Here is an 11,925-nt window from a genome sequence, read left to right on the forward strand (position 1 = left end):
TTTCTAACTGTTTTATCTCTATTTATCACGCAGAATAACGAAGAACTCTATAGGAAAGTCCCAAAATCGCGGGAATAAAGACTAAAAGACGCTATCACAAGTTAATGTGACGGCGTCTTTCAGTAATTGGCTTGATTACTCGCCAAGGTAGGCTTTTACGACCTCGCTGTTGTTGCGCAAATTTTCGCTGGAATCATGCATGGTAATCTTACCTGTTTTCAATATATAGCCCCGGTCAGCAACCTTAAGCGCTTTGTTGGCGTTTTGTTCAACCATCAGCACAGTCAGGCCCTCACTGTTGAGCCGCTTGACAATACTCAGGGAATGATTGACCAGAATCGGCATCAGTCCCATAGAAATTTCATCGATCAACAGCAGCTTGGGGTTGAGCATGAGCGCCCTGGCAATGGCCAGCATCTGCTGCTCGCCGCCGCTCATGGTTTTGGCCAGCTGGCTGCGCCGTTCTTTAAGCCGGGGAAAAAGCTCATAGGATTTATCCAAATTGTTGGCTATCCGCCTGTTATCCTGCACACGATAGGCACCCATTTTCAGGTTTTCCTCAACTGTCAGATCGGGGAATACCCGGCGTCCTTCCGGTACATAGCCAACGCCAATACCGGCCCGTTCCCAGGGAGGCAAATCAGTTATATCCTGGCCATTAAAAACAATGCCGCCTGATTTGGCTTTAACCAGACCCATAATTGTTTTCATAATAGTACTTTTGCCGGCGCCATTTGCCCCTAAAATGGTAACGAACTCGCCTGCCTGGACCTCAATGGATATATCATGCAGCGCCTGCGACTGGCCGTAAAAGGCATTTATATTGTTTAATTCAAGCACAGTCATCATCCTTCCCCAGGTAAGCTTCAATTACATATGGATTGCTCTGAATCTCCTGAGGCAGCCCCTCGGCAATTTTTTCGCCGTAACTGATGACGACCACCCGGTCGCTGACGGTCATAGCAATCGACATATTGTGTTCTACCAGCATGATGGTAGTTCCCTGCGCTTTGAGCTGATTAATAATTTCAATGAACTCATCTTCCGCATTATTGCTCAAACCGGCGCAGGGCTCATCGAGCAGGATCAGCACCGGCTCCAAGGCCAGCGCCCGGGCAATTTCCAGCCGCCGCATATAGCCCAGACTCAGGTCGCCGGCCCGCCGGTTCTGTTGGGCCAGAATACCCACTCTATCTAAATACATCTCGGCTTTTTCCATATTGGCTTTGGTCCGGCTGCGTTTAAAAATCCCTGCCAGCGAACTGTATTCGCTTAGCCCCATAGCCATAATAATATTATCAAGCACCGTCATGTCCTTTAAGGGGTGAGATATCTGAAAGGTCCGGGCTACCCGGCGCCTGGCGATCTCGTGCGGTTTCAGACCCTGGATCTCGTCCCCCGCCAGGACTATTTTTCCGTCAGTAGGCGCATAAACCCCGCACACGGTATTGAACAGGGTGGATTTCCCTGCACCGTTAGGGCCAATGACTGCTAGCGTTTCTCCCTTGTAAACGTCAAAACTAACATTGTTAACGGCTTTCAAGCCGCCAAAATATTTTTTAAGGTTGTGAATCTCAAGCATTTTTTCTTTAGAGATCGTTTTTTCAGTTTCCATGCCCGGCTGCTCTCCTTTCATCCCCTGTACTGCCTAAGCCTTTAAAAAGCCGCCACAAGAAACTATTTTCCCCCAGCAGGCCCTCCGGTTGAAACCGCATCATCAAAACCAGGAGACCACCGTATAAGAGCATCCGGTAGTCGGAGATAAAGCGGAAAACTTCCGGCATAAGGCCTAAAATGACAGCCCCGGCAATAGCTCCTCTGATGGTTCCCATCCCGCCGATTACAATCATCGACAAAATAGAAATCGAGGTCACGAACGCAAAGTCAGTTGAGTAGATAAATCCCATGTAATGCGCATAGACAGCTCCGGTTGAACCGGCGATGGCCGTACCAATGGTAAAGGCTATAACTTTAAATTTATTGATATCAATGCCCAACGAGGCGGCCGCCTCTTCGTTATTGCGTATTCCGCTCAGAGCTAAACCTAGCCAGGAACCTTGAATTTTAATGCAAAGCAAGCATACCAGGATAATAAGAACAACAATCAAGGCTAAGAAACCCATATTACCGAGCTCGGCTCCAAAGAAGGCCGGTTTCTTGACCTCCAAGCCGAAGGAGCCTCCTAAGTAAGGCGTATAATGAAAAACAGCGACAGCCACAAAATTTACGCCAATCGTAGTAACAGCCAGAAAATCATCTCGCACCCTGAGACTAATTAAACCTAACAATACACCGACAAAGCCAGCGGCAATCCCGGCAACGGGCAGTGCCAGCCAGAAACTCAAGCCCAGCTTAGAGGTCATAACAGCCGCTGTATAGGCCCCAATGCCAAAAAAAGCAGCATGTCCCATGGATGGTTGACCCGCATAGCCTGTTATGACATTCAGGCTAAGGGCCAGCAGAATAAAAATGCCGATATTAATACCTACAACTAATTCGTACATGCCAACACCCTTTTCCTCTCGTATTAGGCTTTTTTGCTCATCAGCCCTTCAGGTTTAACCAGCAAAATAATAATCAAGGCGACGAACGCGATGGCATCCCGCGGCAAAAAGAAACCTATATAGCCGGCTACCAAAGTCTCGACCAGCCCGATCAGGAGGGCGGCGACAACAGTACCTACCGGGCTGCCCAGACCGCCGAGGACAATAAGCGCCAGCATTTTATAAGCCGGCACATCTCCCATTGTCGGAAATACCGAGCTATACAGCATGCCAACCATGATGCCGGCAGCAGCGGCAAAGGAGTACCCTAAAAAAAAGTTTAGCGCCACCACTTTATTAATGTTTACACCCATGGCTTTGGCTATCTCCAAATCCTGGGCCGTCGCCCGCCAGGCCAGGCCGATACGCGTCCGGGTAAGAATATACCACAGCAGTCCCAGGAAAACGGCCGCCAGCACCAGAATCAGTATCCAGGTCGGGTTTACCGTCAAACTATCCGTTTTCCAGGCTTCCATAGGCAGTGTTACCTGAAATTCCCTGATACGCGGCCCGGCAATAAGCCTTAGCAAATCCTGAATAAAAATAAAGAGGCCGATACTGGCAATCAGTGGTACAATAGGCGGGCGGTTCAGCATCGGGATGTAAAGAAATTTTTGTACTGCTGTGCCAAAAAAGCCGGTAAGCAAAATGGCGCCTAAGAAAGATATTATAATATTATCTGTGGCCATATAGAGAAACAGGCCGGCATAGGCGCCAATGGCATACGCCCCGGCACTGGCCAAATCCAATATTCTCAATATGCCGTACACCATGGCCGCCCCCATCGCCGTCAGTGCATATACGCCACCGATTACCAGACCATTCAATACTTGCTGCACAATCATAGTTTCCTACTCCTTTTTATAGTTTCCCGGTACGAATAATCAAGAATGTGGTAGCAACGGGATAGAGGCGTAGCCTCTATCCCGTTTTCTTTTACTCTGACGGCGGTGTTATTATATCTTCATCATTAATCTCTCCGAAGTAATGGAATTCGCCGTTTTTAACAATCTGAACCTGGACAGCCTTCTTAACTTCACCGATTTTGTTGTAACCCTTAATGAGTCCTGTCACAGCCTCAAAGTCCTTAACCTCGGACAATCCCTGGCGAATTTTATCAGGCTCGGCGCCTTTGGACTTCATAACACTGGCCAATACCATGAAGGCATCATATGTGGACGCGCCAACCATATCAGGCTTGTGGCCGTATTTCTGATTATAACCGTTAATAAAGTCCTGAACTATTTTCCGGTCACTATCCCGGTTCATGTTGGTGGTAATAATTACGCCATCGGCAGCGTCTTTGGCAACGCCCAGAAATTGAACGGTAGAGTCAGCGCCCTCGGTGCCCAGAATCTTGGCGGTAATACCCAGTTCTTTGGCCTGGCGCACAATCTGCGAACATTCAGCAGCATAACCGGGGATATAAATCAGATCAGGATTGAGCTGCTTGATTTTAGTCAGTACCGGGGTAAATTCTTTCTCCCCGGTTGAGAAGGAATCCACAGAAATAATCTGGGCGCCTAACTGTTCCGCTTTTTCCCTGAAGCCGCCTGCTAGTGTTTTGCCAAAATCAATATCCACCTGTAAGATGGAAATGCGCTTAGCCTTAAGCATGTCAACAGCTACCTTGCCGCCTGCCCGGCCTTGTACCGGCCCCACGAAAGACTGCCGGAACATATAATTACCAGTCTTGGTAATATCGGGATGCAGGGCGAATGCCGAAATCATAGGAATTTTGGCATCCTGATAAATCTTGGCCGAAGCCCGGGTAGTACCGCTGTAGGACCCGCTGACGACAGCTACAACACCGTCTTTGGTGGTAAGCTTCTGGGCAATACTTACAGCCTGCTTACTGTCTAACGCATCATCGTAATGCACAAGTTCTACTTTTCGTCCGTTAATGCCGCCGCTGTTATTAATGTTTTCCACAGCCAGCTTGGCCGAGTTGAGCACACTTTCACCATCGGCTGCAGCCGGGCCGGTAATCGGCGCAAAGAAACCAATTTTGATGGGCCCCTTATTGTCGGACTGAGCGCTTTGCGAGCCGCCGCAGCCGGTTACCAGCACCGCCATGCTGATTAGGAGCGCCAGCAATGTAAAAAATTTAGAAAACCTTCTTTTCGACACTGTACTTCCCCCTTGTTAGTTTGGAATATTTTTCTGTTTACAATATTACACAGCTAGCTGTTCAAAACCTCTATAGCCATTTGTCATCACTAGCACAGTTTTTACTATATTTGGTATACAAAGTACAATAAGGAAGAAGCTGGAGGACAAATCCCAGCCTCTTCCTTATTCAAAAGTACCTTCGCCACGTAAACGCCAGCTAGTTACCCTGCCGGTATTGCAGCGGACTTTTGCCTGTTACCAGTTTAAACACTCTGCTAAAATAGTTGGGGTCCTGGTAACCAACTGCGGCGGCAATGTCGGCTACGCCTCTGCCACTGGTTAACAGCAGGGCCTGCGCCCGCTTGATCCGTACCGTTTTTAAATAATCGGTAAAGCTCATGCCTACCATCTCAGTAAAAGTCCGGCTAAAATAGGAGGAACTCAGATATTCCCGCTTGGCTAATTCCTCCAGTGATATATCCTGCTGATAGTTCTCAGTGATGAATTGTTTGGCATGACTAATGGCGCGCACAATGGCGGCTTGCTGCTTTTCTGTGAGCAAAGCGCCCATCTCGCCAATGATACCGGTTAGCCAAACCTTTAGTTCCGGCAAAGTAGTTACTTTAGCAATTTCCTCACCCGACCTGATTTTAAGATCCAGCAGCATGTCGGCATCACCGCCTAATTCCATAACCCCCCGGGATATAACCGTCAATAATTCCAGCACCCGTACCTTAAGAACATCCGGATGTATGCGGCGCTTGCCGCCAGCCGCATCAAGCATGTGGGCAATAGTATCCGCAACAGTCGGCCAGTCTCCCCTGCGAACAGTAGCCAGCAGCCTGGTTTCAAACTCAATAAATATCCGCTGATTCTCCCTGTCGCCCCAGGATACCTCACTATAGTGGATAACGGCGCCATTTCCCTGATAAAACTTATAATTGAGTGCAGCGCAGGCTTCAAAATAGGATTGCCTGATATTCTTAAAGCTGTAGCCCTGGCCAATCCCGGCACTAATACTGTAGCTTAGATTCTTGGTCAAGTGTGCTTTAATATGCCGTCCATACCGCTTGGCTGTAACTTTCGCGGCACTTTGCCCGTCGCGCAAGTCAACAGGCAAAAGAATGACTACATCACGCTCGCCGACCGTAATGGCGAAGATATTTTCCCGGCCCACGACCGTGATAATCCCCTCGACATCCTCATCCAGCATTGCGGTAATCCTGTTGTATATATCCCGTTGCCGGAATTTTATTACACGTTTGTCAAAACAGTCTGTCCCGGCGGTATCCGCCTGGATTACAACAGCTACAGTCGGCAGCAACTGGATATTAAGCACAGCCAGGAAATCTTCCAGTTGGGGAACGGCGCTGCCAAAGATGGCCTCAAAGGCAATTTCCCGCCTGACAGCCTCCCTAATTAAATGCCATTGCTTGTTAGACAGCAAGGTTTTGTGTAAGCTCCACAGTTCTGTATCCATATAGCTACCTGCAGCTTTACTTAGTCTATATCGTAATAGATTCTCCGCAAACGATACGCTTCCTCTTTATGAAGCTTCCGGCTATCTCGCTGAAAAAAAGCAGCGAACTGATAAAATCCAACTTGCCACCCAATTCTATCTACAGTATTATTGACAATATCCCCCATATGCGTTAGAAACAGCTTAAATAACCGGTAAAGGAGACAGTAACCCGTGCCGACCAAATACTTGGATATACGAATGTCTTACAAAATCTTTCTAATCATATTAATAATGACCATTTCTTTAGGTATAGTTGGTTTTTCCGGGTATACTGCCATAAAAAAAATCGCCGCCAATGTGCAAACTATGTACAATAACCGGGTTTTACCCATAGAAACACTGGGCCAATGCCGGGTCTTAAACAAAAATATAGAAGCCAATCTATTAACTTTGCTTTCCGTCAAGGGAGACAGCATTGAACAAAGCTATCTTGAAGATGCTATTAACCACGACATAGAAGAATTTGACCGGTTACTTACTGCTTTTTATAACAACTGTACTGATGAGCCGGAGCAGGAGCTGACCGACGGACTATTGGCGCAGAGCCGCGATTATACATACAAAGTACGCACATTATTACAGATTGCCACAGGCGGCGAGGGAAAAACCGCCTACAGCTACTATAAGGAAAATGTAAAAGTACAGGCAAAACTTATTGATGATACCCTCTGGCAACTGGTAGACCGAAGCCAGTTTTTAGCTGACAGGCAAAATGTGGAAGGCCAGCAATTAGTTTCACTTTTCTCTACCGGGATCTTATTCATGTCCTTGGCTTCCGGAGCAACTGCCATCCTGTTAGGCATCCGTATTACCAGAAAAATTACCCACCCAGTCAACCAGATTGTATACCATGTGGAACAAATTGCAGCAGGGAATATGAATGCCTTAAGCGGGTATTCTCCGCTCAACACGAAGGATGAAATAGGCCGGTTATCCCGCGGGTTCTACCATATGTCTAACACATTAAAAGCTTATGTGCAGGAAATCATTGCGGCCAATGATCAAATCCTGGAAATGGCTTATCAGGACACTTTAACAGGACTGCCAAACCGCCGCTTTTTTGTAGAACGGCTTAATAAGCTATTTGCCGAAAGCACACCACCGTCAATCGCTATTCTCTTTATTGATTTAGATCGTTTCAAATTTATCAATGACACACTGGGGCATAATGTTGGCGATCAAATATTATCAGCCGTTGCCGAGCGAATGAAAGTAAACCTGACGAATATAGACACCCTGGCCCGGTTAGGCGGCGACGAGTTTATACTCCTGTATCGAGATTTTACTTGTCAACAGCAGGTATCTGCACTTGCAGAACAGATTGTCGCGGTATTTGACCATCCTTTCGCTAGCGAGAACAAAACATTTCACATAACCTGCAGCATCGGCATCAGCCTTTATCCCCGGGATGGAACTGACCTGGCGGCTATGCTGAGGGCTGCCGATACAGCCATGTACGCCGCCAAACGGCGGAGCACGAACAGTTATCAGTTTTATACAGACGCGATGCGTCAGCAAATGCTGCTCCGTATGGAACTGGAAACAATTTTACATCAAGCCCTTGAGAATCAATGGTTTCAAGTCTATTACCAACCACGTGTCAATATCCGTTCAGGGCAAATCGTCGGCATGGAGGCTCTGTTGCGGTTGCCGTATAACGGCGCTTTTATATCGCCGACGGAATTCATCCCCATTGCGGAAGAAACCGGATTAATTCTGCCAATCGGCAAATGGGTTCTCCAAACTGCCTGTAAACAAAATAAACAATGGCAGTTGAAAGGCTTGCGTCCGCTACGCGTTTCCGTCAACCTTTCACCCAATCAGTTCAGTCAGAAAAACTTGCTGCGTCAGATAGAAGAAATCCTTATGGAAACCGGCCTGGCCCCGGAGTGGCTGGAACTGGAAATTACCGAAAGCGCATTTATGAATAAAGGTGCAGCAACATTAAATGTGTTCGCGTCTCTGAGACAAATGGGCGTCCATATTTCTATTGATGATTTTGGTACCGGCTATTCATCGCTGGGCTATTTGAAGCGTTTTGAAATCGACTGTCTAAAAATAGACAAAACCTTCGTGGATGAAATCGGGCGCAATCGGAAGGACTCCAATCTTGCCGATGCGATAATACGCATGGGAAAAAGCTTAAATATGACAATTGTGGCTGAGGGTGTCGCAACACAGGCTCAGCTCACGTTTTTACAAGAGAGTAATTGTGATCAGGTCCAGGGCTATATCTTTTCGCCGCCGGTTCCGCCGGCTGAGTTCGAGCTATTAGTCAACAAGGAAAATTTATTGAACGAAATAGGCTAATTGCTTTATTCCGCTGGCAAAGGGTAATACTACTCAAGTATGTGGTAATATGCAGCGCCGCATGCAGGACAAGCACCAGGAGACAATCATGCAGCCCATTCCATCTTACGATGAAGTTCAACAGATGGATATATACCACCCTGACATGTGGAAACATTGCTACTCCTTTGTCGGGTATTTTATTATTGCCATAGTGCTGCGTTGGGTAATGGGACAATTAATCAAAAAAACAAAACAACAGCCAGGGACAAATTAATCCCTGGCTTTATACTAATAAAGCTGCATTTACCGTAATTAAAGGGGTTGCGATCACTCATGAACATTGCCGTACTTTCAGACACACACCTGCTTAAAAACACCGGCCAGTTAGACAACCTAACCACTTTATTTCGCGATGCTGATCTCGTTATTCATGCCGGCGACTATGGCGGAATCTGGGTAATTGATTATTTGCAGGCCAATTTTAACTTTGCCGGTGTCTGGGGAAATACAGATGATGATGCCATTAAGTCCCGCTTGCCTGAAAAAGAGGTCATAACGCTTGGCCAATACCGGGCCGGAGTTTGTCATGGCCACGGCACAGGTAAAACTACTATCGAAAGAGCTTATACAAGTTTCGCCAGTGAGCAGGTTGATATCATCATCTTCGGACATAGCCATCAGCCAGTGATACATACTAAAAATAAAGTTCTCATGCTCAATCCGGGATCAATGACCAGTAAGCGGCAGGAGCGATGGTTTTCATACATTATGCTGACAGTGACCTCAACAAGTATCAAGGCCCAAATTATGTTTTTTTGAATCATCATCTTAAAACCATCGCGGCTTCGCTACTCATACTTGAAACAACCGCTAATCACACATGGTTAGCAGCATAGGGAGCTGTCCGTCCATTGCTAAAAGGAGACGGTTCTCCACTTCCTGCCAGTTAATTAACTCTATCCATTCCTTAACATATGCCTCACGGTCATATCGATAGTCAAGATAATAAGCGTGCTCCCATGCATCTACGACCAGTATCGGTATAGAGCCCCACTGCGTTAGATTTTGATGTTTCTCGGCGTTTAAAACCTCCAAGTGCCGCCAGGCCGGATTCCAGGCGAGTATTCCCCAGCCTGAGGCCTCCACTTTTATCGCCGCATTGATGAATTGCCCCAGGAAGCCGTTAAAGCTCCCGAAATACTTTACAATCTCCTTCTCAGTGCATGGGCCAGGCTCCCCGCCATATCCCGCCGGCGCCATCACCGTCCAGTAAATACTATGAAGAATATGTCCGGAACCGTTAAAGGCCAGCTCATTCTCCCAATATTTAATAAGTGTAAAATCATTTTTCTGTCTCGCCTCCACCAGTGCCAGTTCTGCCTTGTTTAACCCTTCGACATAGGCCTTATGATGATGATCATGATGCATTTCTAATGTTTCAGAACTGATAATGGGTTCGAGGGCATTATAGGGATAGGGCAACGGGGGCAATCTATGCTTGCCCGCTGGTACAAAACGTCCGAAAACTGGTTTTGCTGCCAAATCTCTCGTACCTCCCGCTATGATTTTTGACTCCATAATATCATATTCCGATTTGGCAATTGCAGTTACAAAGTTCTCCCGGGTGGCACAGGCTGTCTTGCAGGCATTTTATATTACAGAGTTTGTTTACTATGCCTAAACGTCAAATCCGGCCCCCTCCGTACACTTACGCGCCAGTTTTCGATACAGTCTAACCAGCGGCGTCGTCTCCTTCTCCGGGAAGACTTTGTTTTTTTTACGCTCCGCCAGCGCCGCCGCCACTTCTTCCGGTGTGGCCTGCTCGCCTTGTAAGCCGATGATATCTAAAGTGCGGGCAGCGACATCCATTTTTATGAGATCGTCATCCTCAAGATAAGCAATGGGGCCGCCTTCTACTCCCTCCGGCGCAATATGTCCTACTGCCGGACCACGGGTTGCCCCGGAAAAACGGCCATCGGTGAATAAGGCAACACTACTGGATAGCTCCGTCATATTCCAAAGGGCTTCTGTTGTCCGCAGCATTTCAGGCATACCTGACGCCTTTGGCCCTTCAAAGCGAATAAACAGGGCTGTCCCGGGGCCTATATCCCCTGCCAGCAGCGCAGCCACAGCCGTTTCCTCCGAATCAAAAACACGGGCTGTCCCGATAAAATTATGGATGGCTTCATCTACGCCGGATAACTTGATTACGGCCCCTTCCGGGGCAAGATTGCCAGTAAGAATCTTAATGTTTCCCTGCGGTTTTACAGGGCTTACACGGGGCTTAACAATATCACCGGCGGTGAGCCTGTAGTTTGTTAGGTAGCTGTTGACTTCACTAAACCACCCTGTTGCCGCCAGCTGTTCAAGATTTTCCCTGACTGTTTTGCCGGTAACGGTCATTGCATCCAAATACAGACTATCTTTAAGTTCACGCATGACAGCCGGTACGCCGCCGGCGTACCAGAACAGGTCCGTCGGCCATTGTCCGCCTGTTTTCAGGCTGACAAGCACAGGAATCTCACGGTTGACAGCGTCAAAATCCTGTGGATCAATAACAATTCCCACCTCGCGGGCAATAGCCGGTATATGCAGCAGCGCATTAGTAGATCCGCCTAAGGCCGCATGGACCATCAATGCATTGAGAAAATGCTTCTTGCTGATAAATTGGCGGGGTATCAGGCTATTCTTCACGTTATCGATAATTTGTCTGCCGGCCCGTCGTGCAAACCGGGTCAGGTGAGTTGTATAGGCGGCGGCAAGCGCATTGCCCGGCAGGGATAGGCCTAATGCTTCCGACATACACTGCATAGTACTGGCTGTGCCGATAAACTGGCAGGCCCCGACACTGGGGCAGCAGTTGCGGGAATAATACATAAGCTCTTGCTCGCTAAGATTGCCCTTGGCATATTTGTCGCCGGCTCCATATAAAATCTCGGAGGACATATAATTCGGACCGCTCAGCATTGAGCCGCCGCATACATGCAAAGTAGGCATATCCAGACGCAGCATTGTCATTAATTGGGCAGGAATTGACTTGTCGCAGGATGCCATAAACACACTGCCGTCAAAAGGTGAAGCCAAAGCATGAATCTCAAACATATAAGACATGATTTCCCGGCTTGCCAGAGAATAATTCATACCGTCATGAGCCATTGCAATTCCATCACAAATATCGGTCACGGCATATACTGCCGGCTTGCCTTGTGATTGATAAACGCCAATCTTCGCCTCATCGGCCAGCCCGCCCAGATGGCTGCTGCCCGGGTGACTGTCACCGTGGACAGTATCAATTAGAATCTGGAGTTTTCCCAAGTCAGTTTCATCCCATTGGGTTCCGGCCCGTAAGCCGTCTCCCTGATAGTTAACTTTCCGTAAATATTGACTACGACTGCAGCCACAACTCATTTGCAGCCCTCCTCATAAAATTTTAAATATCAGCTGGCCAGCCCGGAG

General features: G+C 47.7%; 11 protein-coding genes. 3 read left to right on the forward strand and 8 right to left on the reverse strand.

Going from position 1 to position 11,925, the window contains the following annotated elements:
- Positions 1 to 135 precede the first annotated feature (135 nt).
- From SATMO3_RS27760 to SATMO3_RS27785, 6 genes are all read right to left on the reverse strand, one after another.
- The gene (locus SATMO3_RS27760; protein WP_371373999.1) at positions 136 to 846 is read right to left on the reverse strand and encodes an ABC transporter ATP-binding protein; all 711 of its coding nucleotides are present in this window, start codon (positions 844 to 846) and stop codon (positions 136 to 138) included.
- The gene (locus SATMO3_RS27765) at positions 833 to 1,615 is read right to left on the reverse strand and encodes an ABC transporter ATP-binding protein (protein WP_371374002.1); all 783 of its coding nucleotides are present in this window, start codon (positions 1,613 to 1,615) and stop codon (positions 833 to 835) included. Before SATMO3_RS27765 ends, SATMO3_RS27760 begins: the two co-directional genes overlap by 14 nt.
- Positions 1,605 to 2,504, reverse strand: a complete 900-nt coding sequence (locus tag SATMO3_RS27770; protein ID WP_371374005.1) for a branched-chain amino acid ABC transporter permease — start codon at positions 2,502 to 2,504, stop codon at positions 1,605 to 1,607. Before SATMO3_RS27770 ends, SATMO3_RS27765 begins: the two co-directional genes overlap by 11 nt.
- 23 nt (positions 2,505 to 2,527) lie before the next feature.
- Positions 2,528 to 3,388: a branched-chain amino acid ABC transporter permease gene (locus SATMO3_RS27775; RefSeq protein ID WP_371374007.1), complete on the reverse strand. Its 861-nt coding sequence runs from the start codon at positions 3,386 to 3,388 to the stop codon at positions 2,528 to 2,530.
- 91 nt (positions 3,389 to 3,479) lie between these two features.
- Complete coding sequence (locus SATMO3_RS27780; RefSeq protein WP_371374010.1) at positions 3,480 to 4,673, reverse strand: ABC transporter substrate-binding protein; 1,194 nt, start codon at positions 4,671 to 4,673, stop codon at positions 3,480 to 3,482.
- 199 nt (positions 4,674 to 4,872) lie between these two features.
- Entirely contained in the window at positions 4,873 to 6,135 is a 1,263-nt protein-coding gene (locus SATMO3_RS27785; RefSeq protein WP_371374013.1) for a helix-turn-helix domain-containing protein, read from the reverse strand.
- A 213-nt stretch (positions 6,136 to 6,348) separates the two neighbouring features.
- On the opposite strand from SATMO3_RS27785, the gene SATMO3_RS27790 reads away from it, so the two are divergent.
- The 3 genes from SATMO3_RS27790 to SATMO3_RS27800 all read left to right on the forward strand — a co-directional run bounded on the left by SATMO3_RS27790 (position 6,349) and on the right by SATMO3_RS27800 (position 9,288).
- Positions 6,349 to 8,487: an EAL domain-containing protein gene (locus SATMO3_RS27790; protein ID WP_371374016.1), complete on the forward strand. Its 2,139-nt coding sequence runs from the start codon at positions 6,349 to 6,351 to the stop codon at positions 8,485 to 8,487.
- 88 nt (positions 8,488 to 8,575) lie between these two features.
- Positions 8,576 to 8,743, forward strand: a complete 168-nt coding sequence (locus SATMO3_RS27795) for a hypothetical protein (protein WP_371374018.1) — start codon at positions 8,576 to 8,578, stop codon at positions 8,741 to 8,743.
- Positions 8,744 to 8,802: 59 nt separating this feature from the next.
- Positions 8,803 to 9,288 (forward strand): metallophosphoesterase, encoded by a 486-nt coding sequence (locus tag SATMO3_RS27800; protein WP_371374021.1) that lies wholly within the window; start codon positions 8,803 to 8,805, stop codon positions 9,286 to 9,288.
- Between the two features lie 51 nt (positions 9,289 to 9,339).
- Here SATMO3_RS27800 and SATMO3_RS27805 read toward each other — a convergent pair whose 3' ends face one another.
- Positions 9,340 to 10,011, reverse strand: coding sequence for a superoxide dismutase (locus SATMO3_RS27805; RefSeq protein ID WP_371374024.1), 672 nt, complete (start codon positions 10,009 to 10,011; stop codon positions 9,340 to 9,342).
- Between the two features lie 135 nt (positions 10,012 to 10,146).
- Positions 10,147 to 11,877: a dihydroxy-acid dehydratase gene (gene ilvD, locus SATMO3_RS27810; protein ID WP_371374028.1), complete on the reverse strand. Its 1,731-nt coding sequence runs from the start codon at positions 11,875 to 11,877 to the stop codon at positions 10,147 to 10,149.
- Positions 11,878 to 11,925 lie beyond the last annotated feature (48 nt).

Source organism: Sporomusa aerivorans (genome assembly GCF_041428895.1).
Taxonomy (GTDB): Bacteria; Bacillota; Negativicutes; order Sporomusales; family Sporomusaceae; genus Sporomusa; species Sporomusa aerivorans.

Coding starts and splice junctions, on each gene's coding strand:
- SATMO3_RS27760 (WP_371373999.1), bottom strand. CDS start 846: ATGACTGTGCTTGAATTAAACAATATAAATGCCTTTTACGGCCAGTCG.
- SATMO3_RS27800 (WP_371374021.1), top strand. CDS start 8,803: ATGAACATTGCCGTACTTTCAGACACACACCTGCTTAAAAACACCGGC.
- SATMO3_RS27770 (WP_371374005.1), bottom strand. CDS start 2,504: ATGTACGAATTAGTTGTAGGTATTAATATCGGCATTTTTATTCTGCTG.
- SATMO3_RS27775 (WP_371374007.1), bottom strand. CDS start 3,388: ATGATTGTGCAGCAAGTATTGAATGGTCTGGTAATCGGTGGCGTATAT.
- SATMO3_RS27795 (WP_371374018.1), top strand. CDS start 8,576: ATGCAGCCCATTCCATCTTACGATGAAGTTCAACAGATGGATATATAC.
- SATMO3_RS27765 (WP_371374002.1), bottom strand. CDS start 1,615: ATGGAAACTGAAAAAACGATCTCTAAAGAAAAAATGCTTGAGATTCAC.
- SATMO3_RS27785 (WP_371374013.1), bottom strand. CDS start 6,135: ATGGATACAGAACTGTGGAGCTTACACAAAACCTTGCTGTCTAACAAG.
- ilvD (WP_371374028.1), bottom strand. CDS start 11,877: ATGAGTTGTGGCTGCAGTCGTAGTCAATATTTACGGAAAGTTAACTAT.